This is a genomic window from Roseomonas sp. F4, from assembly GCF_053891155.1.
Genome location: NZ_JBSSHK010000006.1, coordinates 112,947 through 137,749 on the forward strand (window position 1 = coordinate 112,947; position 24,803 = coordinate 137,749).

Below are 24,803 nucleotides of genomic sequence, written 5' to 3' on the forward strand. Positions count from 1 at the left end.
GGGCCGAATTTGTTACATGCACAACAACACGGTTCCAGCGCTTTTATCTATTTTTTAATAGTTTCATGTGTGTCGCGGATGCGGCCGATTGGCCCGTCTCTGCTGCGATGAAACCAGACCAGTTCGATGCCGATCCGGCTTCCCGCCGCACCGCGCCCCGCTTATCCTGGCCGGCATGACCCAGAGCCAGGCCGCACCCACCCTGCCCGTCCTCTACCAGGCGCTGGAGGTGGTGAATGCCGACCGCCACGGCGCCTTGCGTCTGCTCTCGGCGCGGCGCCAGCCGGACCTGACCGGTATCGCCGCGCTGCCCCTGGCGGTGGAGGAGATTGCCCTGGTCGGGCGGCAACTGCCCGTCCTCTTCGCCGAACAGGCGCCGCATATGCCGGTGGCGCTGCTGCGCCTGGCGCCGGGGCAGCCCTCCCCGGCCGTGGAGGCGGAGGGGCATTGGCGCGCCGGGCGCTACCAGCCCGCGCATCTGCGCCGCCACCCCTTCCTGATGGTGCCGAGCGGGAAGGCGGAGGAGCTGGTGCTGTGCCTGGACCCGCTCGCCCCCTGCCTGTCGGTGGAGGCGGGGGACCCGCTTTATGCCGAGGACGGCCAGCCGGCCGCGGCGTTGCAGCAGGCCTTCGCCCTGGCCCGCGACGCCGAGGCCGCCTTTCGCCGCACCCGCGCCTTTTGCGAGGCTTTGACGACGCTGGGCCTGCTCAGCGCCTCCACCGCCCGGGTGCAGCCGGCGCGGCCGGGGGCGGCGGCCTTCGACATCACCGGCTTTCGGGCGGTGGATCGCGCGGCGCTGGCGAAGCTGGACGGGGCGGCGCTGGCCGGGCTGCGGGATGCGGGGCATCTGGAGGCCATCTACGCCCACCTCGCCTCGATCCATGGGTTTTCGGAGATGTCCTGAGGCGGCAGGCCCCAGCCCGCTAAGGCGGCGCCAGCGCCGCGCGTCCCGCGATCTCGAACCGGTCCGCCGGCTGCACCAGCCGCGAAAAGGTCATTGCCACCCCCTCCGTGAAGGTGATCCGGCGGATCACCAGGCAGGGCTGGGTGCGCGGCACGTCCAGCAGCCGCGCCAGCGCCGCGTCGGGCAGGATGGCGGTGATCGCCTGCTCCATCTCATTCGCCTGCCCGGTCCGCACCAGATGCGCGAAGGTCGTGCCCCGGGTGAAATCCTGCTCCAGATAACCGGCGGAATAGTTGGGCCGCAGCCAGCGCGATTCCTGCTGGATCGGCGCCCCGTCGCCCAGATGCAGGATAGCGCTATGCGGCACCGCCTGTCCGGGCGGCAGGCCAAGCGCGGCGGCAGCCTCCGCCGGCAGGGGGTCCGGCGCCAGCTTCAGCACCCGGCAGGACCAGGCCATGCCGCGCGCGGTGATCTCCTCCGCGATGTCCTCGATGGTCACCAGGCCGAAGCGCGGCTTTGGGCGCGCCACGAAGGTGCCGACGCCGGCCACCTTATGCAGCACCCCATCCCGCGCCAGTTCCGCGAAGGCGCGGTTGATGGTGATGCGCGAGACGCCGAGTTCCGGCCCCAGCGCATTCTCGGAGGGAATGCGCGTGCCGGGGGGCCAGCTTCCGTCGCGGATGCGCGTGGTCACATGGTCCTTCACCACGGCATAGAGTGGCTTCGCCGCCTGCGGCAGGCTCATGCCGTCTTGCGATAGGCGAAGGCCTGGGCGAAGCGGCCGAGGATATGCGCGCCGCAGGTGGTAGGCTCGTAGATCGGCTGGGTGGCGCCGAGCGCGCGCGGGTCGATCGCCGCGTCGAAATTCGGGTCGTAGAAGGTGGCGATCGACATGCGCTCATGGCCCGAGCGGTTGACCACGCGATGCGGCGTGCTGGCGAAGCGGTCATTCGACCAGCGGCCGAGCAGGTCCCCCACATTCACCACCAGCGTCCCCGGCAGCGGCGGCGCCGGAATCCAGGCGCCGGACTGGCGTTCCTTCACCTCCAGCCCGCCGCTGTCATCCTGCCAGAGCAGGGTGATGCAACCGAAATCGGTGTGCGGGGCCACACCGAAACCGTCCAGGTCGTCAGGGGCCTGCGGCGGGTAGAAGATGGCCTGGGTGCGCTGCAAAGGCAGCGTATAGCTGGGGGCAAAGAAATCGGCCGGCAGGTCCAGGCTGACGGCGACGGCCCGCAGCAGCCGGGCGCCGCAGGCGCCGACGGCGGCGAAATAGGCCTCCATCGCCGGGCGCAGTTCCGGCACCGCGGCCGGCCACTGGTTCGGCCCGCGCAGCTTCTCGCCCGCCAGCACCACCGGGTGATCCTCCGGCAGGTCGAGGCCAATCGAGAAAAACTCCTTCAGGTCGGGCTTGGTGGCGCCTTCCATCACCGCGCCGCCGGCCCGGTGCCAGCCGCGATGCACCAGATTGGCGCGGGTTTCCGCCTTCACCGCCTCTGGCAGATGGAAGAAGCGGCGGCTGGCTTCCACCGCGCCGGCGATCACCTCCGCGGGCACACCGTGGTTCCGGACGTAGAAGAAGCCAGGACCTGTGCAGGCCGCCCGGATGGCTGCCGCGACTTTGTGCAGATCGCCACCCTCGGCGCAATCCGCGATGTCGATCACCGGAAGTCCTTGTTGGAGGAGGCCATCGGGCATGATGCAATGGTCCGATCGATCCGGGCTTGATTGCCGGGATGGCCAAGCCTACGGTCATGACCTGTCATGTCAACCTTCGCGTGCCAGGGCCAAGCCCAGGGATTCAGCGCGGGAGCGTGGCCAGACGGGGAAGTGCCGGCCCGGCCGGATGGAATCACGCAGGCCGTCAAGGCCGAGGAGAGCATGATGACGAAGCTGCTGATCTCGCGGCGCGCCGCGCTTGCCGCCGCCGCCCTGGCCGCACCCGCCTTGCTGGCCGCGCGCAGCGCCAGTGCCAACAACCTGGAAAAGGCGCAGCGCGCCGGCGAATTGCTGATCGCGACGGAGCTGCACTTCGCCCCCTTCGACTTCACCGAGGGCGGCCGCCAGGTCGGCATGAACATCGAGCTCTTCGCCGAGGTCGGCAAGGCGCTGAACCTGCGCATCCGCTTCCAGGACCTGCCCTGGCCCGGCGTTCTGCCCGGCCTCGAAGCCGGCCGCTTCGACCTGGTCGCCGGCCCCGCCACCATCACCAAGGCCCGCATGGAGCGCTACCGCTTCACCGCCCCCGTGGCTGACGCCACCGTGGCCCTGCTGAAGCGCGCCAGCGATGCCTCCATCGCGAAGCCGGAGGATATCGACGGCAAGACCGTCGGCTGCGCCCAGGCCACCGCGCAGCTGACCCAGTTGCAGAACTTCATCCGCGACAAGTCGCTGAACGTGCAGATCCGCGAATACCAGTCCTTCAGCGAAACCTATGCCGACCTCGCCGCCGGCCGCATCGTCGCGGTGGCCAATTCGCTGCCCAATATCGCCTATGTCGCGCAGCAGCGCCGCGTTTTCTCCGTGGTGCAGCCGCCCTTCGGCGCGAAGGTCTATTTCGGCTATCTCGGCCGCAAGGATGCCGAGACGGCGCCGCTGCTGGATGCGGTGGATACGGTGATCGACGCGATGCGCGGCGATGGCCGGCTGGCCGCCCTGCAGACCAAGTGGTTCGGCCAGTCCTTCGAAGTGCCGGCCCGCGTCGTCGAAGCCAACGCCTGATCGCGGGAAGGGCAGACCTTGGAGTTCCTGGCCGAGGCCCTGCCCTCGATGCTGGAAGCGACGGCGGCGACCATCTGGATCTCCGCCGTCGCGGTCGCCATCGGCTTCATCCTCGGCGTGCCGATCGCCGTGGCCTGCTCGGCGGGGCGGGTCTGGGCCAATCTCTATGTCAGCTTCTTCCGCGGCGTGCCGCTGCTGATCCAGCTCCTATTGGCCTATTACGCCCTGCCCTTCCTGGGCGTGGACCTGCCCGCCATCGTCGCAGCCGTGGGTACGCTCGCTTTGTGCTGCGCGGCCTATATGGCGGAGATCATCCGCGGCGGCTTTGCCTTGGTACCCAAGGGCGGGCTTGAGGCGGCGCGGCTGCTGGGGCTGACGCCCTTGCAGACGCTGCTGCGCATCCGCCTGCCAATCTCCGCCCAAGCGATGCGCCCGGCGCTGATCAGCGAGGCGATCCTGATCGTCAAAGCCTCCTCCCTGATTTCCGTCGTCGGCATCCTGGAGCTGACGCGCAGCGCCCAGGCGCTGGCGTCGAGCACCTTCGAGCCGCTGCCGGCCTATGCGCTCTGCGGCGCCATCTATCTGGTGATCAACCTGACGCTGACATTTCTGGCGCAAGGGCGCGGCGAGGCGCGGCGCGCATGATGGCAGCACTGGCCGACAGCCTGCTGGCCGCCGCGCGCGGCCTGCCGCTGACCATCGCCATCTGGGGCGCGGGAGTGGCCACCGGGCTGGCCGTCGGCTTCCTGATCGCCGCCATCCGCTTCTTCGCGCCCCTGGTCCTGTCCTGGCCGCTGGCCACGGCGGTGGAGGTGGTGCGCGGCGTGCCCTTCCTGGTTCAGTGTTTTCTTCTCTACTTCGGCGGGCCCTTCATCGGCATCGACCTGAGCCCGATCATGGCCGGCTGGGTCGCGCTGTCCGTCTATGGCGCGGCCTATTTCTCGGAAGTCTTCCGCGCCGGCTTCCTCTCCGTGCCGCCGGGGCAGTTGGAAGCGGCGCGCATGCTGGGCATTCCGCGCCACCAGGCGGTGCTGCGCATCATGCTGCCGATGATGGCGCTGGCGGTGCTGCCCTCGCTGGCCAATCTGGCCGTCATCCTCATCAAGGAAACCGCCATCCTGTCCATCATCACCGTGCCGGAACTCACCTTTCGGGTGCAGGGCGTGGGCTCCGCCACCTTCGCCTTCGCCGAGACCACGCTGGTGCTGGCGCTGGTCTATTGGGCGCTGGTGGAGGCCACGGCCTGGGCCTCCCGCCATACCGAACGCCGCATCGCCCGGGCGCTGGCGGCATGACGGCCCCCATTCTGTCGGTCCGCGCGCTGGAACGGCGCGTCGGCGATGTGGAAATCCTGCGCCGCATCGACCTGGATGTGATGCCGGGCGAGGCGATCGGCGTGATCGGCCCCAGCGGCTCCGGCAAATCCTCCCTGTTGCGCTGCATCGCCGGGCTGGACGAGGTTTCGGGCGGCGCGGTGATGGTGGAGGGGCGCCAGACCCGGCCGGGCGATGGCGCGGTCGGCATGGTCTTCCAGCAGTTCAACCTCTGGCCGCATCTGACAGCGCGCGAAAATGTGGCGCTGGCGCTGCGGCTGGTGCGCAAGATGCCGGCCGCCGCCGCCGCCGAGAAGGCGGAAGCCGCGCTGGCCCGCGTCGGGCTGGCGGCCTTTGGCGGGCGCAAGCCGGCGGCCCTGTCCGGCGGCCAGCAGCAGCGCGTCGCCATCGCCCGCACGCTGGCGATGGAACCACGCGTGTTGCTGTTCGACGAACCCACCGCCGCGCTGGACCCGGAGCTGACGACGGAGGTGCTGGACGTGATTCGCGACCTGGCCGCCGCCGGCACCACCATGCTGGTCGTCAGCCACGAAATGGGCTTCATCGCACGGCTTTCGACCCGGGTGGTCTTCCTCGACCATGGCGTGGTGGTGCAGGCGGCCCCGCCGGCGGAGCTGTTCGCGGCCCAGGCGGAACCCCGCGTGCGCAGCTTCCTGCAAACCTATCTCGACCGCGTCGCCTGGGCGCGGGACGCCTGACCCGGCGCGGAACGGTCCGCTTCCGCCGGCGTTGCAACGGGGCCTTCACGCATCAGGCATAGGATGTTCACGTCCTGCGCCCCGCATGGCATCTTGGAAGTGGCAGTCTCCGTGACTATTTTCAGGGTGCTGCATATCTCCTCGGGCCGCCGGAGCGTCCCGCCTCACGGATCCGGCCCGCACCGACGCATGATCGACCAGCACCACCCCTCCTCCCCACGCGACGGTTCAAACCGCCGCCGTAGCGAACGTGGCCGGTTCAGCGTCTCCGCCCATCTTCGCCGCACAGGCGATGCGGTGCAGGGTCTGCTGGTGGATCTGCGCCGCCCGGCGCGGCCGGAACCCGGCCCGGCGCCGGCCCCGCAGCCTGTGCCTGGCACGCTGCGCGTTGCCTCCTACAACATCCACAAATGCGTCGGCATCGACCGCCGCTTCGAACCGGCTCGCACGGCCGCCGTCATTGCCGAGTTGGGTGCCGATCTGGTGGCGGTGCAGGAGGCGGATCGCCGCTTCGGCCGCCGCACCGGCCTGCTCGATCTCGCGGCGCTGGAGCGGGAGACGGGGCTCGCACCGCTGCCGGTTTCCGACCTGCCGGATGGCCATGGCTGGCACGGCAATGCCCTGCTGGTGCGCCCCGGCACCCTGGCCCGCATCCGCCGGCTCGCTTTGCCGGGCGCGGAGCCGCGCGGCGCGCTGGTGGCCGATCTCGACCTGCCCTCGGGCCGGCTGCGGGTGGTGGCAGCGCATCTCGGCCTGCTGCGACGCAGCCGGGCACAGCAGGCCGCGGCGATCCTGCGCGCCTTGGCGGAGACGCCGGAGGGCGAGGAACCGCTACCCACCCTGCTGCTCGGCGACCTCAACGAATGGCGCCCCGGCCACCGCTCGTCACTGCGGGCCTTCGAGCCCTTTTTCGGCCCGGTGATGCAGGGCCCGCCCAGCTTCCCCACCCGCCTGCCAGTGCTGGCGCTGGACCGTATCCTGGGCTGGCCGCGTGGCCTGGTCAGCGACGTCAGGGCGCATGACAGCGCCCTGGCGCGCATCGCCTCCGACCACCTGCCGCTGACCGCGACGGTGCGGCTGGGCACCCTGGCGCGGCAGGAGGATGCCGCCGCCTGAATCGGGCGCGGCGGCGTTGCAACCGCCGCGCTGCTGGACCGTTCGCTTGCAGCGGCCCTGGCCGCGCGCCACATGCCGCCAACGTCCAGCCCAAGGAACAACATGTCCGCCCCCCGGACCCAGGCCATCCTGATAGCGCCTCAGCCCGAGGCGCAGGCAGCGGCGGAATCGGCCCTGCATCGCGCCGTCGGCCAGGTGCTCGCCGGGTTGGAAAATGCGGAGGCCGGCGCCGCCCTGCTGCCGGAGGGTCTGGACGCCTTCGCTGCCCGCGTCGCCACCGCCCGCGCCGCCGGCCAGACGCTCGACCTGCAATACTACATGTGGCACGGCGACGTGACCGGCACCCTGCTGGCCGGGGAGGTTCTGGCGGCCGCCGATCGCGGCGTGCGGGTGCGGCTGCTGCTGGACGATGCCTATGCCATCGGCCGCGAACGCACCCTGGTGGCGCTGGATTCGCATCCGAACATCACCGTGAAGGTGTTCAACGCCACGCGCTGGCGGCTGTTCGGCAAATTCGGCTTCCTGCTGGAAATGGCTTTCGGCGGCTGGCACCTGAACCGCCGTATGCACAACAAATCTTGGATCGCCGATGGCTGCGTCGCTATCGCCGGTGGCCGCAACCTGGGCGACGAGTATTTTGGCGCCAAGGCAGAGGACTTCAATTTTCGCGATCTGGATCTGGTGCTAGCCGGCGATGCGGTGGCCGGCACGGTGAAGGTGTTCGAACGCTACTGGGCCAGCCGGCTGGCCCTGCCGGCCGCGAAGGTCTGCCCGCCCGCCGGCCCCAATCGGGGCCTGCCACATCTGCGGCAATCCCTGGCGGAGGCCGCCGCGCGCCCCGCCGCGCAACGCTATCTCGCCCATTTCGCGCATCGGCCGGACCCGGCGGAGCGGCTGCGACGGGGCATGGTGGCGGTGCCGCCGCGTGCCGTGCGCGTGGTGGCGGACCCGCCGGAGAAGGCCAAGCGCGGCCTGACGGCACGGCGGGAAGCCCGCGCCGCCGGCGGCATCGCCCCCGACATCGCCGATGCCCTGCGCGCGGCAAAACGCCAGGCGCTGCTGATCTCGCCCTATTTCGTCCCCGGCCCGGCCGGCCTGGCCCTGATGCTGGAGATGGTGGCGCGGGGGGTGGAGATTTCCGTCATCACCAATTCCCTTGCCGCGACCGATGTGGTGGCGGTGCATGGCGGCTATGCCGGCTACCGCCCCAAACTGCTGCGCGCCGGCATCAGCCTGTTCGAGTTGAAGCCGAGCGGGGAGGAGGAGGATACCAGCGTCTTCGGCTCCCGCGGCGCCAGCCTGCACACCAAGGCTTTCGCGGTGGATGGCGCGCAGGTCTTTGTCGGCTCCTTCAACCTGGACCCGCGATCCGCCCGGCTGAACACCGAAATGGGCGCCTTCGTGCGGCATGACGGGCTGGCGGCGGAGTTGCGGGCGGAACACGACCGGCTTGCCGACCCGGCCCGAAGCTGGCGGCTGGAACTGGAGGAGGGCCGGCTGGTCTGGAGCGGGCTGGACGCCCAGGGCCAGCCCTGCCGGCTGTATCGCGAACCCGATGCCTCTCTGCGCCGCCGCGTGCTGGCACGGGTGCTGCGCTGGCTGCCGATTGAATCGCAGCTTTGAGCTTCAGCGGCGCCTGAGCGCCAAGGCCAACACATGCCCTGGCGTCGGCTGCCATTGCAGCACCCGCCAGGGCGCCGTGCCGCCCGGCGCGAAGGCCAGGCGCGGCGGGTCCAGGGTGAAAGCGAAACGGTCGAGCCCGGCGGCAATCCCCTCCCCGGTCGCCTTCACATAGGCCTCCTTCAGCGTCCACAGCCGCAGAAACGTTTCGTGGCGGCGCTCCGGCGGCGTGGCGGCCAGAAGCGCGGCCTCCTGCGGCGCGAAATAGCGTTCGGCGAGGCTCGGGCTGGCGGGCGGCCGCGCGAGGTCCTCCACATCCAGGCCGATATCATCGGTCAGGGTGACGGCGCAGGCGACCAGGCTGCGGGTGTGGGACAGGCTGAAGCGCAGGTCCTCCGCCGGCTCAGGCTCCGGCCGCCCCTGCGGGCCCCGCGCAAAACGCCAGGCGGCGGCGGGCAGGCCGCCGGCCTGTTCCAGCATGGCGCGCATCAGGGCATGGGCGGCGATATAGGCGCGGCGATCGGCCTCTGCCCGGAAGTGCGCCGCGCGGGCCTGTTCCTCGGCATCCAGCGTGGCGTGCCAAGCGGCGAGCGTGGAGTCACCCGCCATCTCCGGCATCAGCCAGCGCAGCCGCACCGCGCCACGGCGCATCACGCGTCGATCCAGACCAGCCCGCGGCCGCGGCCGGCCTCGACCAGCGATTGCGTGAAGGACTGGGCGTAAGAGCGGGCGCAGGCGAGCCGGAAACCACCCGCGACACGCCAGACCAGCACCGGCACATGGGCCGCGATCGTCGCCGCCGCGGCACCTTCCGGAAAGGCGCGCGGATGCAGGTCGGTGGCCAGAAGCGTCGCCAGCAGGTCGGATGCGCCCTCGCCGGTCAGTTCCAGGATGCAGCGGGCGCCGTGCAGTTCGGTGCGGTGGGCGGGGGCGGGCGGAACCGGCGGTTCCTCGCCGAGCCAGAGCCAGACCCCGGGTGCCGTCCAGATCACCGTGGCGCCAGCCAGCGCCGCCCAGCCGGGCCCGTCCGGAAGGCCGGGCAGCAGATCGCTCGGCCCGTGCAGCGCCACCTGCCCGAGGCCCCGCACTTCGCGCAGCGCCAGCTCACTCACGGCTGCGCTGCCCTTCAGGATCGATGAAGATAGGCGACACCACCTCCGCCTCCGCATCTCCACCGCGCAGCGGATCGTGAACGCGGATGCGCGTGCCGATGCGCGCCTGGCCACCGGAGAGCAGGCCGAGGCCGATCATCCCCCCCAGATGCGGCGACCAGCAGGAAGCCGTGACATGGCCGAGGTCGTTCTCCGTCGTGGCGGCGGTGCCCGGTGCCAGCAGATGCGCGCCGGTCCGCAGCGTCGCCGCGCCGCGCAGGCCGACCAGCACCTGTCGGGCCGGATCGGTCAGCGCGGGCCGCTGCGCCATGACGCGCCCCACAAAATCCTTGCGCCGGGACAGCATGCGGCCGAGGCCGAGATCGCCCGCCGTGGTCTGGCCGTTCAGCTCGCCACCGCCGGCATGGCCCTTCTCGATGCGCAGCACGCCCAAGGCCTCCGTCCCATAGGGCGTGGCGCCGGCGGCCAGCAGCCGATCCGCCAGCGCCGCCGCATTTTCGGGCGCCACGCCGACCTCATAACCGAGCTCGCCGGAGAAGGAGAGGCGGTACAGCCGCGCCGCCACGCCCCCCGCCAATGTTGCCGACATGCAGGACATGTGCGGAAAGGCGGCGTTGGAGACATCGGCTTCGGCGGCCAGCCCCGCCAGCACATCGCGCGCGCGGGGACCAGCCAAGGCAATCTGCGCCCAGGCGTCAGTGACCGAGAGCATCACCAGGCGCAGTTCGGGGCGCAGCACCTGATGGACATATTCCAGATGCTGCAACACGCGCGCCGCATTCGCCGTGGTGGTGGTCAGCAGAAAGCGGTCCTGTTCCAGCCGCGCGCAGGTGCCGTCATCGAACACAAAGCCGTCCTCGCGCAGCATGATGCCGTAGCGGATCCGGCCGGGCTTTAGGCTGGCGATGTCATTGGCATAGGCAAGGTCGAGCAGCGCCGCGGCATCCGGCCCCACCACCTCGATCTTTCCCAAGGTCGAGACATCGCAGAAGCCGACATCCGCGCGCACGGCCTGCGCTTCGCGATCCACGCTATCGCGCCAGCCAGCCTCGCCGGGGCGGGCGTACCATTGCGCGCGCAGCCAGGGGCCTGTCTCGACGAAGCTGGCGCCATGGGCGGCGGCCCAGTCATGCAGCGGCGTGCGGCGGGTGGGGCGAAAATCGCGGCCGGTCTGGTGGCCGGCAAGGGCGCCGATGGTGACGGGCGTATAGGGCGGGCGGAACAGGGTGGTGCCAGTTTCCGCGATGCCATGCCCGGTCGCCGCCGCCAGGATGGCGAGCCCCACGACATTGGCGGTGCGGCCCTGATCGGTGGCCATGCCAAGGGTGGTGTAGCGCTTGGCATGCTCGACGCTGCGATAGCCTTCGCGCGCGGCGAGTTCGATATCGGCGGCGGTGACATCGTGCTGGAAATCGACAAAAGCTTTGGTACGGCCCGGCACATGGAACAGCGGGCGCAGCGCCGAAGGCTCGTCTTCCGCATGTGGCAGATCGAGCGGTGGGGCGGCATGCCCTGTCTCCTCCGCCGCGCGGCGCCCGGCGGCGGCCCCATCGGCGAGGCAGGTGGCGAGCGTCATGCGTCCGGCAGCGGCGCCGGCAACCATCATGCCGGGTGGGGTCGTGTCGGGCACGAAGGCGTGCAGGGAGTCATCCCAGCGTGGTCGCCCGCCGTGATGGCCGGCGAGGTGCAACGTGGGGTTCCAGCCGCCGGCCACGGCAAGAAGATCGGCGACGATCTTCTCGCCGTTGTCGAGTAGCACTTCGGACAAGCCGAGCCGCCCGCGAGTGCCAATCACACGCGCGCCCAGGACATGGCGCGCCCGTGCGGCACTGGCCAGGAGGGCAGGCGCGACGGCATCCCGCGCCTCCACCACTGTCACCTCCGCGCCTGCGTACAAAAGATCGGCGGCGCTGCGCCAGCCGTCATCGCCACTGGTGAAGACAACCGCACGATGGCCGGGCAGCACGGCGAAGCGGTTGACATAGCCGCGCGCAGCGGCGGCGGACATCACGCCGGGGCGGTCATTGCCCGAAAAGGCGATGGGGCGTTCCAGCGCGCCGGTGGCCAGCACCGCGCGCTTCGCGACAATGGTCCAGCCGCGCTGGCGCGGCTGGCCGGGGGCGGGTTCCACCAGATGGTCCGCCACCCGCTGGACTGCGCCATAACTGCCCTGGTCGAAGACGCCGAAGACGGTGGTGCGCGGCAGCAGGGTGACATCTGGCATGGCGCCGAGTTCTGCCCAGATGCGCGCCGCCCACTCCGCCGCCGGGGCGCCGTCGATCTCCTGCCGCTCCGCCAGCAACCGGCCCCCGGGCGCAAAATCCTCATCGGCCAAAATCACCCGCGCGCCGCCCCGGGCCGCGGTCAAAGCGGCGCTGAGGCCGGCGGGGCCGGCGCCGATCACCAGCACGTCGCAATGCGCGTGCATGCGTTCATAGTGGTCAGGATCAGCCGCCGTGGCCGCGCGGCCGAGGCCGGCGGCGCGGCGGATCAGCGGCTCATAGACCTTCTCCCAGAAGGCGGCGGGCCACATGAAGGTCTTGTAGTAGAAGCCGGCCGAGAGCAGAGGGCCGAACAGCCCATTCATCGCGCGCAGGTCGAAGCGCAGCGAGGGCCAACGGTTCTGGCTGTTCGCAACCAGCCCCTCGAACAGCTCCGCCGTGGTGGCGCGTGTGTTCGGTTCCTGCCGCGCGGCGCTGCGCAATTCGACCAGCGCGTTCGGCTCCTCCACGCCGAGGCCCCAGACGCCGCGCGGCCGGTGGTATTTGAACGATCGCCCCACAAGCCGCACGCCATTGGCCAGCAGCGCGGAAGCCAGCGTATCGCCCGGATGGCCGGTGAAGGCGCGGCCGTCGAAGCTGAAGCGCAGCGATTCGCTGCGGTCGATCCGCCCGCCGGTGGCGAGGCGCGTCATGGGCGGCAGGCCTCGGCGCCAAGCACCGCATGGCTGCGCGTGTCGCGCGTCACGCGCAGCCATTGCCGGCAGCCATGGAGGTGCTGCCACAACTCGACATGTGCGCCCGCCGGATTGTCGCGCAGGTGGAGGTAATCGTGCCACGCCTCAAAGGGCGCATCGGCCTGCGGGCGCGGTGGCGGCGCGCTGCCGTTGGTCAGAAACTCGGCGGAGTCGCGGTCACCGCAGAAGGGACAGGGAATGCGCATCAGTGCAGATTCGCCTGGGCGCCGGCGCCCTTCTCATCGATCACATGGCCGCTGGCAAAACGGTCCAGCCGGAAGGCTGCGTTCAGCGCGTGCGGCTGGCCAGTGGCGATAGTATGCGCAAAGCACCAGCCGCTGGCCGGCGTCGCCTTGAAGCCGCCATAGCACCAGCCGCAATTCAGGAAGAGGCCCTCGATCGGCGTGCGGTCGATGATCGGCGATCCGTCCATCGACATGTCCATGATGCCGCCCCATTGGCGCAGGTAGCGCAACCGCGACATGGCCGGGAAAAGCTGCACCGCGCATTCCATCACGTCATGCACCACCGGCAGATTGCCGCGCTGGGCGTAGGAGTTATAGCCGTCGATATCGCCACCAAAAACCAGCCCGCCCTTGTCCGACTGGCTGACATACAAATGGCCGGCGCCATAGGTGACGACCGTGTCGATCATCGGCTTCACCGCCTCCGACACGAAGGCCTGCAACACATGGCTTTCGATCGGCAGCCGCAGCCCCGCCATGGCCGCGACTCGGGAGGTATTGCCAGCGACGGCGAGACCGACACGCTTCGCGCCGATGAAGCCGCGCGTCGTCTCCACGCCCGTCACGCGCCCGGCTTCCACGCGGATGCCGGTGACTTCGGTGTTCTGCAACAGGTCCACGCCACGCTGGTCTGCGGCGCGGGCATAGCCCCAGGCGACGGCATCATGTCGCGCGGTGCCGCCGCGCCGTTGCAGCAGCCCGCCTTTTACGGGAAAGCGCGCGGCCTCCATGTTCAGCCCCGGCACCATTGCCCGCACCTGCGCCGCATCCAGCAATTCGGCATCCACGCCGGCCAGGCGCATGGCGTTGCCGCGGCGTGCATAGGCATCGCGCTGGCTGTCGCTGTGGAACAGGTTCAGCACGCCGCGCTGGCTGACCATGGCGTTGTAGTTCAGGTCGCGCTCCAGCCCTTCCCACAGCTTCATCGAGTGCTCGTAGAAGGGCGTGTTACCGGGCAGCAGGTAGTTGGAACGGATGATGGTGGTGTTGCGGCCGACATTGCCGGAACCGAGATAGCCCTTCTCCAGCACCGCCACATCCGTGATGCCGTGCAGCTTCGCCAGGTAATGCGCGGTGGCCAGCCCGTGCCCGCCGCCGCCGATGATCAGCGTGTCATAAGCCGGCTTCGGCGCCGGATCGCGCCAGGCGGGGGTCCAGGACCGATTGCCGGTCAGGGCATGGCGCAGCAGGGCCAAGGCGGAATAGCGCATGGCCGCCAGGGTGGCAGGCGGGCGGGCGGATACTTGCCTGTCCGCGCCATTCCATTGCCTCGCAGCGGCGCTATTCGCCCTCCGCCAGCAGGGCCGCGTCGCCGCCGGCGGCGGCGGTGTTCACCGTCACCACCCTCTCCTGTATGAAGCGCGGCAGGTAATGCGGCCCGCCCGCCTTGGGGCCGGTGCCGGACAGTCCCTGGCCCCCAAAAGGCTGGCTGCCCACCACGGCGCCCACCATGTTGCGGTTCACATAGACATTCCCCGCCGGCACCGCCGCCGCCACCCGCGCGGCAAACCCCGCGCGCCGGCTCTGCACGCCGAGCGTCAGGCCATAGCCGGTGCCGGCCAGCGCCCGCAGCAGCGCCGCTTCCTCCGCCCCGCGCCAGCGCACCACATGCAGCACGGGGCCGAAGACTTCCTGGGTCAGATCCTCCACCCGCCGCAATTCGACGATGCGGGGCGCGAGGACATTGCCGGGCTCCTCCGCCGGATGCCGGAACACTTCGCGCGCGCCATCGGGCAGCTTTGCCAGCCAATCGCCGATGCGCGCCTTGGCCGCCGCATCGATCAGCGGCCCGACATGCGTCGCCGGATCGCGTGGATCGCCCAGCTTCAATTCGCGCGCAGCGCCGGCGATCATCTCCAGCATCCGGTCCGCCGCTTCCGCCTGCACACAGAGCAGCCGCAACGCGGAGCAGCGCTGGCCGGCCGAGCGAAAGGCGCTGGTCAGCACATCGTCGGTGACCTGTTCCGGCAGGGCCGTCGCATCCACCACCATGGCGTTCAGCCCGCCTGTCTCCGCGATGAAGGGGATGATCGGCCCGTCCTTCGCCGCCAGCACCTGGTTGATGCCACGCGCCGTCGCCGTGCTGCCGGTGAAGGCGATGCCGGCAATGGCGGGATGCGCCACCAGCGCCGCGCCCACCTCCGGCCCGCCCGGCACCAGTTCCAGCACGCCCTCCGGCAGCCCCGCCGCCCGCAGCGCCCGCGCGGCGAGGCCCGCGATGCGTGGTGTCTGCGGCGCCGGCTTGGCCACCACCGCATTGCCGGCGACCAGCGCCGCCGCCACCTGGCCGAGGAAGATCGCGAGCGGAAAATTCCAGGGTGAGATGCACAGGAACACGCCGCGCCCGGACAGGCTCAGCACATTGCTCTCCCCCACCGGCCCCGGCAGCGCGGTGGGTGTGCCGAGGCGTTCCGCCGCATCGGCGTAGTAGCGGCAGAAATCCACGGCCTCCCGCAATTCGGACAGGGCGTCGTCCAGCGTGCGAAACCCCTCCTCCTGAATCGCCGCGATAAACCTTCCCGAATCCGCCTCCAGCGCATCCGCCGCGCGGCGCAGCACGGCGGCACGCTGAGCCACCGGCGTCGCGCTCCAGGCGGGAAAGGCGGCCTGGGCACGCGCCACGGCGGCGGCCGGGTCCTGCACCGGCACCTCCGGCAAGGGCGGCGCCGCATCGCGCGCGGCGATCAGCGCGGCCAGCGCGCGGCGTTCGCCGAATTCCACGCCGCGGCTGTTCGGGCGATCCCCGAACAGCGCCGCCGGGCGCTTCACCCGCGGATGGCGTGGCGGGCCTTCGGCCAGGGCCAGGGAAGGATGCCGCAGCAGCCGCTCGAACGACACGGACTCATCCGCCACCGCCGCGACAAAGCCGCCATTCGCGCCGTTCTCCAGCAGGCGCCGCACCAGATAGGCCAGCAGATCCTCATGCACGCCCACCGGCGCATAGAGGCGCAGCGCCACATCCGACCGCTTCTCCGCCAATTTGGCGTAAAGCGCGCCGCCCATGCCGTGCAGCCGCTGGAATTCAAACCGGTCGGTGCCGACGCCCTTGGCCTCGGCCAGGGCCAGCGCCTCCGCGATGCTTGCCGCATTATGGGTCGCCAACTGCGGAAAAATGCGGCCCTGCTTCGCCACATCCAGCAGCGCGGCGGCATGGGTCAGCCAGGCCAGGTCGGTCGCCGCCTTGCGGGTCCAGACCGGGAAGTCGTCCAGCCCGCGTTCCTGCGCGCGCTTGATCTCCGCATCCCAATAGGCACCCTTCACCAGCCGCACCATCAGCCGCCGCCCGGTCGCCGCGGACCGATCCGCCAGCCAGGACACCACCGCCCCGGCGCGTTTCTGGTAGGCCTGCACCGCGAGGCCCAGACCTTCCCAGCCCGACAGGCTCGGCTCCGTCAGCAGCCGGTCAAACAGCTCCAGCGACAGCTCCAGCCGGTCCGCCTCCTCCGCATCCAGGGTCAGGTTCAGGTCATGGGCGCGCGCCGCCTGGGCCAGGCCGATCAGGTCCGGCAGCAGCTCCGCCATCACCCGATCACGCGAAACCGCCTCGTAACGCGGATGAATGGCGGACAACTTCACGGACAGGCCGGGGCGCGCCGGCAGGCTGCCCTGGGCGGCGCGGCCGATCGCCTCGCAAGCGGCGTGATAGGCACCGAGGTATTTGCGGGCATCCGCCGCCGTGCGCGCGCCCTCTCCCAGCATGTCGTAGGAATGGCGCGTGTTCGGCGGGGCCTTGGCAGCGCGGGCCAGCGCCGTCTGGATGGTCTCGCCGAGCACGAACTGCCCGCCCATCAGCCGCACCGCCTGCCGCGCCGCATTGCGCACCGTGGGCACGCCGAGGCGCCTGACCATCGGCGCCAGCACCCCGCCAGGTGTTTCCCCCTGGCCCACCAGCCGCGACCCCATGGCGAGCGCCCAGCCAGAGGCCGCGCTGGCAAAGCCTTCCGCATGGTGGCGCCAATCGCCCTCCGCCAGTTTTTCCGCGATCAACGCATCCGCCGTCGCGTCATCCGGCACGCGCAGCAGCGCCTCCGCCAGCGCCATCAGGGCCAGGCCTTCGCGTGTCGAAAGCGGCCAGCCGCGCAGAATTTCCTCCACGGCCAGGGGACCTCCGCCGTCCCGTGCGGCACGGGCGAGGTCCAGCGCCAGGGGCGCGGCGGAGGGCTGCGGGGCGGGGGCGGCGGCAAGCAGCGCGGCGCGCGCGGCTTCCTCGGAGGGGGAGTACGGGGCTTCGAACATGCGCGCAGCATGCCGGGGATTTCGCCGTGGATGGAGCGGTCATTTTGCCGTATCAGCCGATGAATCGCCGGCGGATCACCCTATGGACCATGATATCGACAGGATCGACCGTCGCCTTCTGGCGCTGCTGCAACGGGAGGGCCGGGCGACGGTGGCGGAACTCGCGGCGCGCATCGGCCTGTCGCCCTCCGCCGCCTCCGAACGGCTGCGGCGCCTGCAGGCGCAGGGCTTCATCACCGGCTGGGGCGCGCGGCTGGACGCGGCGCGGATCGGGCTGGGCCTGTTGGTCTTCGTCGAGATCAGCCTGGATCACACCACGCCGGATGCCTTCGACCGCTTTGCCACCGCGGTGAAGCGCGTGCCGGAAGTGCTGGAATGCCACATGGTGGCCGGTGGCTTCGACTATCTGGTGAAGGCGCGGGTGGGGGACATGGCGGCGTATCGCCGCTTCCTCGGTGATGTGCTGCTCAGCCTGCCCGGCGTGAAATCCAGCCATACCTACGCCGTCATCGAGGAAGTGATCGCCGAGGCGCCGCTGCCGGTGTGAGATGGGGGCGGTAGAGTCAGGAGTCGGATGATGTCGGATGTGCAGGCGATGGGGCGCTTCGCGGTGGTGCGGATGCTGGCCAAGGGCTGGTGGCTGTTCCTGCTGCGGGGTGTGGCGGGCATCCTGTTCGGGCTGGTGGCGCTGCTGATGCCGGGCATCGGGCTGGCCTTCATCCTCGGCTTCCTGGCGGCCTTCCTGGCGATCGACGGCATTTCCTCCATCAGCCAGGCGGTGCGGGGCGGCGGCGGCGCGGCGCAGTCAAAGACCTGGCTGTGGATCGATGGCGTCGCTTCCCTCGCCGCGGCGGCCGCGCTGCTGTTGCTGCCGGTGATTTCCGCCGTCTTCCTGGTGGTGATGGTGGGCGCCTGGTCGATCGTGGTGGGCGTGATCCGGCTGGTGCTGGCCTTCCGCAGCGGCAGCGTGCTGCTGGGCGCGCTGGGCGCCCTGGCGGTGCTGGTCGGCGCCTGGATGATCGTCTCCCCCGGGCCGGGCCTGCTGGCGCTGATCTGGCTGGTGGCCTTGCAGGCCATCATCGCCGGCGGGCTGTTCGCAACACTGGGCTGGCGGCTGCGGCGGGTGGCGAACGACCCGCATGCGGCGGATGTGGTGGGGTGATACCAACGGCCGAAAAGGCGCCCGGCGTTTGAGGGCTGGAAAGGCTTCACGCGCCCAGCAAAAAATCCACGATCATGGCGCGGCCGGCGGCATACATGCCGATGCCGGTCTGCGTGCCGCAGCCCAAAGCACGCGCGGCGCGCAGCAGCGGCGTGATTTCGGGGCTGGTGATGACATCGCCCACGAACATCGCCGGCGTCAGGCGATCGACTTGCAGCGGCAGCGCGTCATCGGGTTGCATGCCTGCGGGCGTTGCCTGGGCGATGATATCGAAGCCCGTGGGATCGTCGCTGCCGGGCACGAGCCGGGCCGGGTGGCGCCCGGCCAGGCGCGCCAGCAGCCGGTCGCGCCGCGCCGTGTCCTGGTCGTGGATTGCGAGTTCCGCCACGCCAGCCTCCAGCAGCGCCAGCGCGATCGCCGTGCCGGCCCCGCCCGCGCCGACCAGCAGCACGCGCTGCCCCCTTGGCTCGCAGCCGGCGGCGCGAAGGCCTGCGACGAAGGCCGCGCCATCGGTCATGTCGCCATGCCAGCGCCCCTGCGCGTCGCGCCGCAGGACATTGACGGATTCGAGAAAGCCCGCGCGGTCGGTCGTGGTGGCGCAATGCGGGAAGGCGGCGAATTTATGCGGCACCGTCGCCACGATGCCGTCGAGGTTGCGGGCTTTCGACACGCCGCGGATGTAGTCATCCACCTCCGCCGCCGTCACATGGGCGGGCACCAGCACCGCATTTTGGCCACGCGCCACGAAATCGCGTGTGATGGCGCCGGGCGACTGCACCTGCGCGATCGGATCGCCGATGATGACGAAAACGCGCGTGGCCCCGCTGAGGCTTTCGAGCATGGACAGTTCCTCCCAGCCGGAAGTCTGACCACAGCTCGCCTTAGGTCGCCAACTCCACCAGCACCGGCACATGGTCCGAAGGCCCGGCCCAGCCGCGCGCATCCTTCAGCACGGTCATGCCGCGCAGACTTCCGGCGAGGTCGGGCGAGACCCAGACATGGTCCAGCCGCCGCCCGCGATCCGCCGCGCGCCAATCCGCGGCGCGATAGGACCACCACGTGTAAAGCTTCTGATCCGCTGGCACGAAATGGCGCAGCGCGTCGTACCAGTCGCCGGCGGCCATCATGGCGTTCAGCGCCGTCGTCTCGACCGGGGTGTGGGAGACGATTTTCAGAAGCTGCTTGTGCGACCAGACGTCATGTTCCAGCGGCGCGATGTTCAGGTCGCCCACCAGGACTGCACGCTTGAAGCCACCGGCTGCCGCCCGTGATGCGGACCAGGCCATGGCCTCCGCGACGAAGTCCAGCTTATGGGCGAATTTCACATTGAGGTCGCGGTCGGGGATGTCGCCGCCGGCGGGGATGTAGAAGTCGTGCAGCTCCACCGGGCCGCCGGGGGCATCCAGCTCCACCGCGATGTGGCGGCAATCGCCCTTGGCGCACCAGTCAGGGTCCACGCCGTCCCGCCGCGTGAAGGGCAGTTTCGAAAGGATGGCGACGCCGTTGTAGCCCTTCATCCCGCGCACCGCGCGGTGTTCGAAGCCGAGCGCGGCGACCCCCTCATGCGGGAAGAATTCGTCGGGGCACTTGGTTTCCTGCAGGCAGATCACGTCCGGCGCCAGCGCGGCGACGAGATCGGCCAGCAGCGGCAGGCGCAGCCGGATGGAATTGATGTTCCAGGTGACGATGCGGAGGGTCATGCGGCCTGCGTTCGAGATGGGTGCGGTGGTGTGCCCCCACCCCGACCAGCCTTCGGCGTTGCGGCAGCGCCGCAACCCCCCGCAACAGCGGGGGGAGGGAGAAGTAGAGATTAGACGATCTTGACGGTGACCGTGCCGACGCCCTCGACCATGCCTTCCAGCAGGTCGCCCTTGACCACGGCGGCCACGCCTTCCGGCGTGCCGGTCATGATCAGGTCGCCCGGCTCCAGCCGCACCAGGCCGGAGAGGTTGGCGATCACTTCCGGCACCGACCAGATCAGCTTGGACAGGTCGGAGGTCTGGGTGACCTTGCCGTTCACCTTCAGCTCGATCTTGCCCTTGGAGGGGTCGAAATCGCCGGCGGGGATCAGCAGGCCCATCGGGGCGGATTTGTCGAAACCCTTGCCCATGTCCCAGGGGCGGCCGGTCTTCTTGGCCTCGTTCTGCAGGTCGCGGCGCGTCATATCCAGGCCGCAGCAATAGCCCCAGACATGCTTCAGCGCGTCGGCCTGGCTGATATCGGCGCCGCCGGTGCCGATGGCGACCACCAGCTCCATCTCATGGTGCAGCGACTTGCTGGCGGGCGGGTAGGGCATGTCGGCATCGTTGATGACGACGGCATCGGCCGGCTTGGTGAAGTAGAAGGGCGGCTCCCGCGTCGGGTCGCTGCCCATCTCGATGGCATGCTCGGCATAGTTGCGGCCGACGCAGAAGATGCGGCGGACCGGGAAAGACCCACCGCCCTTGACGGGGATGGAGGCCTGGGCGGGCGGCGGAATGACGTAATCAGCCATGCGGAGCGGATCCTTCGAGCACGCGATGCGATGGACCATAGCCCCGCGCCATGGCGGCGCAAAGCCAGGGGGGTCAGGCCCGGTGCGCTCAGGCCAGACCGACCCGCCACATGAAGCGCCGGCTCTCCCCGGCCCCCAGCATCTCCATCCCCGGCTTGGCCCAGATGTCGCCGTGGAAGGACGCCGGATCGGCGAAGCCGGCCCAGGGCTCGATGCACAGGAACTCCGCCCCCGGCAGCATCCACAGGCCCAGATGGCCAAAGCCCTGCCAGGTGATCTCCAGCCCCGTCGCGCCCACGGCGGCATAGCGGAGGCGGCGGCTGGCCAGGTTCATCAGGATCATGGCGGAGGGGCGGAACAGATCCTCCCGCAGGCCGAGGTTGCGGCCATGCAGGGGCAGAGCCTGCGGCGTGGCATCGATCAGCCCTTCGCCATCCAGCCGCCAGACCGGCCCGGCTTCCACCTGCTCGAATTCGATCCGATGCGCCGGCTTGCTGCCCGCGCCCGGCAGCGGCCAGCGAAAGGCCGGATGCGCGCCGAGCGAGAAGGGCAGCGTGCCCTCCCCCGGATTGTGCACCGTGTAGCTGACGGTCAGCGACGCCCCATGCAGCGCGTAGCCAATCTCCAGCCGGAAGGGGAAGGGATAGACCGCGCGGGTCGCGGCGCTGTCGGCCAGCAGGAAGCGGCAGGCGCTGGCGTTCTGCTCCACCAGTTCGAAGCGGCTGTCACGGGCGAAGCCGTGCTGGCCCATGGGGAAGGAGTCGCTGCCGACATGCAACGTGTCGTGGCGCAGCTTGCCCACGATGGGAAAGAGGACGGGCGAATGGCGCTTCCATTCCGGCCCGGCCTGCCAAAGGTATTCCTGCCCGTCGGCCGCCTTCAGGCTGGCGAGTTCCGCCCCTTCCGGCTTCACCTCCACGCTCAACTGGTCGGAGGTCAGGCGCACCCGGTCGCTCATGCCAGGCGCCCCGCATCGCGGCGCTGGTCGTAGGCACGGGCGTGCAGATAAGCGAGGTCCAGCAGCTCCGTCGCCAGCCCGGCGGTACGCGCCTCCGTGGCGAGGTAGCCCAGGATATGATCCGCCTCGGTCCGCCCGCCGGCCTCCAGGTCCCGCAGCATGGAGGCGGTGTAGGCGCTGCTGGGGTCGGAGAACATGGCGCGGTAGCTGTCCAGGAAGGCCGTGGTCATCACATGGCCCTTCGCCGCGGCGATGGCGGCATTGCCCTCCAGCAGCCTGAGCAGGAAGGGGGCGCCGCCAGCGCGGACGATTTCGCCGACGCTGGCGCGCATCAACACGCTGCCGGCGGCCACGGTACCCAGATGCACCAGCTTTTCCCACATCCGCCGCTGAATGTCGGGCACGGCCTGGGCGATCAGCCCCGGCGTCTCGCCCAGCGCGGCGGCCAGGGCCGCGGCGCGGCCATCCATGCGGCCATCCTGTTCGCCGAAGGTCAGCCAGTGCCAGTCACCCAGATGCTGGACCACGCCCTGCGGCGTCAGCGTCGCGGCGCATTTCGCCAGCCCGCCCCAGACGCGGTCGGCGCCGAAGGCGGCGTTCAGCCGGTCCAGATGCGCCATGCCGTTCAGGATCGGCAGCACCACCGCGCCGGCCTTCACCGCCGGGGTGATGGCGGTGATGGCGCTATCCAGGTCATAGGCCTTGCAGGACAGCAGCACGACATCGAAGCCCGGCCCGGCTTGCTGAATGGTGGCCACGGGCCGGTCGATGTCGCCATAGGTGCTGCGCACCCGCAGCCCGTCCCTGGCCAGCACCGCCGCGCGGCCAGGCCGGACCAGGAAGGTGACGTCCAGCCCGCGTTCCAGCGCGCGTCCGCCGAAATAGCCACCGAGCGCCCCGGCCCCCAGCACCAGCATCCGCATCGCCGAATGTTCTCCCCTTACCCGGAAGCCATCGACGCAAGTCGGGGCGCTGTCCAGATCGACCGCGCAAAAAAACGCCGCCGTCACGCGGTTGCGCGACGGCGGCGACACTCACGGTGTGCCGGGAGGGTGAGGTCAGCGCATCGCGGCGATGTCGAGGATCTCGCCATCCGGCAGGCCGGTGACGGCACCGGTGGCGGTCAGCGCGCCGTTCTCCAGATTGATCGTATGCAGCGTATTGCCGGCCAGGACGAAGCCCATATTGCCGCCCGAACCATTGGACAGGATGTCGAAGCCCACCTGCACCGGCAGGGTCCTGCCCAGCATGCCCTTCACCTGCTGCACGCCGTCATTCGGCGGCGCCTGAAGGTTGTAGCTGCCGAGCAGCGTGTCGATCGTATAGAGCGCCGTGGTCGGCGCCCCCGGCTGTCCGGCGGCCGGCGCACCCGCGGGCGGGGCGACGCTGTTGGTATAGGCGCCGGCGGTGACGCGCGGCGTGGTACCGGCCTGCGCGGAGCCGTCCTGATACTTGAGCTGGCCGTCGCGCACGACCTCACCCGTCTCGACATTCACCCGGAAGTTCACGCCGCTCATGCCCATCAGGCGCAGGCGGTTCGCCGCCGGGTTGAAGTCCACCACGGCGCGGCCACCGTTCTCGAAGGGCATGTTGAGGCGGGAGACCTGGGTGGCGCGGCCGCTGGCGGGGTCGATGGTCACGATCTGGCCGGCATCGGTCACGCCATAGAGCATGCCGTTCTGCGGCCGCTGATCGATGCCGAGCAGGCGGCCCTCGGCGCCGGTCACGCGCACCGGCGCGCTGGCCTGGCGGGTGTCGCTGTCGATGCGAACCAGGCGGTTGTCGGCGGTCAGGCCGATCAACGTCGCAGCCTCGGCGGCGGCGACGCCGCCGGTCAGAAGGGCGGCGGCGGCAAGGGCAGTGCGAAGGGTGTTGGACATCAGCGTCTCTCCATTTCCAGGCAGGCCTTGGCGGCCTTGCTGCTGGCGTTACGGAGGGCGGATGCGACTGGATGCAGCCAGCCACGAAAAAGAATCAGCTCGCGCTGGCGGGCGCCAAGCGGCCGATGAACAGGATCGGCCCGGTCGGGCGGCCGGTGGGCGAACCGCCCGGCGGCTCCACCGTGATCTCGATCAGCATGCCCGGGCTCGGCTGGATAACCCGCGGCGCGACGCTGATGCGCCCTTCCGCCGGAATCAGGCCCAGCGAGGTCGGCGCGGTGGCGCCCTGCGGCAGCGCCCAGAGCTGCAGCGCCCGGCCTTCCGGCGCCGGACGCGGGTTGAGCGAGGCGAGGCGCAACCCGCCCTGATCGGCTTCCACCAGCCAGGCCGGCTGGTCGCGGTCGGTCAGCAGCACGGTCATCATGCGCGGCGCGGGCTCCGGCCGCAGCAGTATGAAGGCGGCCAGGGTGGCGGCCACGGCGGTGCCGCCAATGGCCCCGATGCGCCAGGGGTCGAGCAGCCCGGCGAGCCAGGATTTCGGCTTCGCCACCGGCGCGGATCTGGGTGCGGCGGCCGCCGCGGGGTCCAGCGCCGCGGCGATCCGGTCCCACAGCCCGGGCGGGGGCGCCTCGGGCGGGGCGAGCACGGTGAGCGGCGCCAGTCGCGCCTCCCACGCCGCCACCGCCTCGGCCAAAGCGGGGTCACCCGGCAGCGCGGCGGCCACGGCCTTGGCCTCCCGCGCTTCCAGCGTGCCCAGCACATATTCGGCGGCGAGGGCGTCGCGTTCCTCGGGGGTCACGCCAGACACTCCCGCAGCCGCAGCAACCCGCGCCGGATCCAGGCCTTGACCGTGCCGAGCGGCAGTTCCAGCCGCGCCGCGATCTGCGCATGGCTCAGCCCATGCACGAAGGCCAGCACGATGCCGCGCCGGTTGCGCTCCTCCAGCGTCGCCAGGCACTGGCGCAGGCGGCGGCCCTCGGCGCTGCTTTCCACCTGGTCCAATGCCTCCGCCGGCACAGGCTGGTCGCCCAAAGCGGGGTCATCGGTGGGGATTTCGCGGCCGCGCGCCCGGACCAGGTCCAGGGCGGCGTAGCGGACGATGGCGGCGAGCCAGGCTTCCGGCGTGCCGCGAGCCGGGTCGAACTGGTCGGCGCGGCGGGCGATGCGCAGGAAGGCGTCCTGCATCGCATCGGCGGCGGCGTCACGGTCGCGCAATATGGCATTGGCCACGCCGAACAGCCGCGTCGCCTGCCGATCATAGATCGCGCGCAGGGCGGCGCGGTCGCCGCCGGCGACGGCGGAAAGCAGCGGGGTGAGGTCCGTGGCGGCGTCCATTGGCCGGCAGAATGACCATGCCGGCGCGATGC

The 24,803-nt window shown here is 70.5% G+C and carries 25 protein-coding genes; 9 read left to right on the forward strand and 16 right to left on the reverse strand.

All coding sequences use genetic code 11. The annotated features are described in order from the left end of the window. Positions 1-175 precede the first annotated feature (175 nt). Complete coding sequence (locus ACVFYP_RS23440; protein ID WP_499202651.1) at positions 176-904, forward strand: SapC family protein; 729 nt, start codon at positions 176-178, stop codon at positions 902-904. Between the two features lie 19 nt (positions 905-923). Here the strand turns inward: ACVFYP_RS23440 and hutC are convergent, their stop codons facing one another. Continuing rightward, positions 924-1,649: a histidine utilization transcriptional repressor HutC gene (gene hutC, locus ACVFYP_RS23445; RefSeq protein ID WP_499202652.1), complete on the reverse strand. Its 726-nt coding sequence runs from the start codon at positions 1,647-1,649 to the stop codon at positions 924-926. Next, on the reverse strand, positions 1,646-2,569 hold the full coding sequence (locus tag ACVFYP_RS23450) for an isopenicillin N synthase family dioxygenase (RefSeq protein WP_499202653.1): 924 nt from the start codon (positions 2,567-2,569) through the stop codon (positions 1,646-1,648). The genes hutC and ACVFYP_RS23450 overlap by 4 nt, the downstream gene beginning before the upstream one ends. A 219-nt stretch (positions 2,570-2,788) precedes the next feature. On the opposite strand from ACVFYP_RS23450, the gene ACVFYP_RS23455 reads away from it, so the two are divergent. From ACVFYP_RS23455 to ACVFYP_RS23480, 6 genes are all read left to right on the forward strand, one after another. Next, a complete protein-coding gene (locus ACVFYP_RS23455) occupies positions 2,789-3,625 on the forward strand; it encodes a transporter substrate-binding domain-containing protein (protein WP_499202654.1) in 837 nt (278 codons plus the stop codon). A gap of 18 nt (positions 3,626-3,643) precedes the next feature. After that, the gene (locus ACVFYP_RS23460; RefSeq protein ID WP_499202655.1) at positions 3,644-4,270 is read left to right on the forward strand and encodes an amino acid ABC transporter permease; all 627 of its coding nucleotides are present in this window, start codon (positions 3,644-3,646) and stop codon (positions 4,268-4,270) included. Beyond that, a complete protein-coding gene (locus ACVFYP_RS23465) occupies positions 4,267-4,920 on the forward strand; it encodes an amino acid ABC transporter permease (RefSeq protein WP_499202656.1) in 654 nt (217 codons plus the stop codon). The genes ACVFYP_RS23460 and ACVFYP_RS23465 overlap by 4 nt, the downstream gene beginning before the upstream one ends. Continuing rightward, the gene (locus tag ACVFYP_RS23470; protein ID WP_499202657.1) at positions 4,917-5,657 is read left to right on the forward strand and encodes an amino acid ABC transporter ATP-binding protein; all 741 of its coding nucleotides are present in this window, start codon (positions 4,917-4,919) and stop codon (positions 5,655-5,657) included. The genes ACVFYP_RS23465 and ACVFYP_RS23470 overlap by 4 nt, the downstream gene beginning before the upstream one ends. Before the next feature lie 189 nt (positions 5,658-5,846). Then, the gene (locus tag ACVFYP_RS23475) at positions 5,847-6,773 is read left to right on the forward strand and encodes an endonuclease/exonuclease/phosphatase family protein (RefSeq protein WP_499202658.1); all 927 of its coding nucleotides are present in this window, start codon (positions 5,847-5,849) and stop codon (positions 6,771-6,773) included. 102 nt (positions 6,774-6,875) lie between these two features. Further along, on the forward strand, positions 6,876-8,396 hold the full coding sequence (locus ACVFYP_RS23480) for a phospholipase D family protein (protein WP_499202659.1): 1,521 nt from the start codon (positions 6,876-6,878) through the stop codon (positions 8,394-8,396). Positions 8,397-8,399: 3 nt separating this feature from the next. Here ACVFYP_RS23480 and ACVFYP_RS23485 read toward each other — a convergent pair whose 3' ends face one another. The 6 genes from ACVFYP_RS23485 to ACVFYP_RS23510 form a co-directional block, all read right to left on the reverse strand. Continuing rightward, the gene (locus ACVFYP_RS23485) at positions 8,400-9,044 is read right to left on the reverse strand and encodes a 4'-phosphopantetheinyl transferase family protein (RefSeq protein ID WP_499202994.1); all 645 of its coding nucleotides are present in this window, start codon (positions 9,042-9,044) and stop codon (positions 8,400-8,402) included. Beyond that, positions 9,044-9,505: a sarcosine oxidase subunit gamma family protein gene (locus ACVFYP_RS23490; protein WP_499202660.1), complete on the reverse strand. Its 462-nt coding sequence runs from the start codon at positions 9,503-9,505 to the stop codon at positions 9,044-9,046. The genes ACVFYP_RS23485 and ACVFYP_RS23490 overlap by 1 nt, the downstream gene beginning before the upstream one ends. Then, the gene (locus ACVFYP_RS23495; protein WP_499202661.1) at positions 9,498-12,419 is read right to left on the reverse strand and encodes a sarcosine oxidase subunit alpha family protein; all 2,922 of its coding nucleotides are present in this window, start codon (positions 12,417-12,419) and stop codon (positions 9,498-9,500) included. Before ACVFYP_RS23495 ends, ACVFYP_RS23490 begins: the two co-directional genes overlap by 8 nt. Then, complete coding sequence (locus ACVFYP_RS23500) at positions 12,416-12,667, reverse strand: sarcosine oxidase subunit delta (RefSeq protein WP_499202662.1); 252 nt, start codon at positions 12,665-12,667, stop codon at positions 12,416-12,418. The genes ACVFYP_RS23495 and ACVFYP_RS23500 overlap by 4 nt, the downstream gene beginning before the upstream one ends. Continuing rightward, the gene (locus ACVFYP_RS23505; protein ID WP_499202663.1) at positions 12,667-13,917 is read right to left on the reverse strand and encodes a sarcosine oxidase subunit beta family protein; all 1,251 of its coding nucleotides are present in this window, start codon (positions 13,915-13,917) and stop codon (positions 12,667-12,669) included. The genes ACVFYP_RS23500 and ACVFYP_RS23505 overlap by 1 nt, the downstream gene beginning before the upstream one ends. Positions 13,918-13,987: 70 nt before the next feature. Continuing rightward, complete coding sequence (locus tag ACVFYP_RS23510; protein WP_499202664.1) at positions 13,988-16,942, reverse strand: L-glutamate gamma-semialdehyde dehydrogenase; 2,955 nt, start codon at positions 16,940-16,942, stop codon at positions 13,988-13,990. 82 nt (positions 16,943-17,024) lie between these two features. On the opposite strand from ACVFYP_RS23510, the gene ACVFYP_RS23515 reads away from it, so the two are divergent. Beyond that, positions 17,025-17,489 (forward strand): Lrp/AsnC ligand binding domain-containing protein, encoded by a 465-nt coding sequence (locus ACVFYP_RS23515; RefSeq protein ID WP_499202665.1) that lies wholly within the window; start codon positions 17,025-17,027, stop codon positions 17,487-17,489. Between the two features lie 30 nt (positions 17,490-17,519). Then, entirely contained in the window at positions 17,520-18,104 is a 585-nt protein-coding gene (locus tag ACVFYP_RS23520) for an HdeD family acid-resistance protein (protein WP_499202666.1), read from the forward strand. A 46-nt stretch (positions 18,105-18,150) separates the two neighbouring features. Here ACVFYP_RS23520 and ACVFYP_RS23525 read toward each other — a convergent pair whose 3' ends face one another. The 8 genes from ACVFYP_RS23525 to ACVFYP_RS23560 all read right to left on the reverse strand — a co-directional run bounded on the left by ACVFYP_RS23525 (position 18,151) and on the right by ACVFYP_RS23560 (position 24,771). Beyond that, positions 18,151-18,945, reverse strand: a complete 795-nt coding sequence (locus tag ACVFYP_RS23525; RefSeq protein WP_499202667.1) for a shikimate dehydrogenase family protein — start codon at positions 18,943-18,945, stop codon at positions 18,151-18,153. A gap of 40 nt (positions 18,946-18,985) precedes the next feature. Further along, the gene (locus ACVFYP_RS23530; protein ID WP_499202668.1) at positions 18,986-19,804 is read right to left on the reverse strand and encodes an exodeoxyribonuclease III; all 819 of its coding nucleotides are present in this window, start codon (positions 19,802-19,804) and stop codon (positions 18,986-18,988) included. Between the two features lie 110 nt (positions 19,805-19,914). Next, entirely contained in the window at positions 19,915-20,598 is a 684-nt protein-coding gene (locus ACVFYP_RS23535; RefSeq protein ID WP_499202669.1) for a fumarylacetoacetate hydrolase family protein, read from the reverse strand. A gap of 88 nt (positions 20,599-20,686) precedes the next feature. Beyond that, positions 20,687-21,556 (reverse strand): aldose 1-epimerase family protein, encoded by an 870-nt coding sequence (locus ACVFYP_RS23540; protein WP_499202670.1) that lies wholly within the window; start codon positions 21,554-21,556, stop codon positions 20,687-20,689. Then, positions 21,553-22,479 carry a ketopantoate reductase family protein gene (locus ACVFYP_RS23545; protein WP_499202671.1) on the reverse strand — a complete coding sequence of 309 codons (927 nt, stop codon included), beginning with the start codon at positions 22,477-22,479 and terminating at the stop codon, positions 21,553-21,555. Before ACVFYP_RS23545 ends, ACVFYP_RS23540 begins: the two co-directional genes overlap by 4 nt. 135 nt (positions 22,480-22,614) lie before the next feature. Beyond that, positions 22,615-23,436, reverse strand: a complete 822-nt coding sequence (locus ACVFYP_RS23550) for a DUF4394 domain-containing protein (protein WP_499202672.1) — start codon at positions 23,434-23,436, stop codon at positions 22,615-22,617. 94 nt (positions 23,437-23,530) lie between these two features. Next, on the reverse strand, positions 23,531-24,235 hold the full coding sequence (locus ACVFYP_RS23555) for an anti-sigma factor (protein ID WP_499202673.1): 705 nt from the start codon (positions 24,233-24,235) through the stop codon (positions 23,531-23,533). Continuing rightward, positions 24,232-24,771 (reverse strand): sigma-70 family RNA polymerase sigma factor, encoded by a 540-nt coding sequence (locus tag ACVFYP_RS23560; protein WP_499202674.1) that lies wholly within the window; start codon positions 24,769-24,771, stop codon positions 24,232-24,234. Before ACVFYP_RS23560 ends, ACVFYP_RS23555 begins: the two co-directional genes overlap by 4 nt. Positions 24,772-24,803 lie beyond the last annotated feature (32 nt).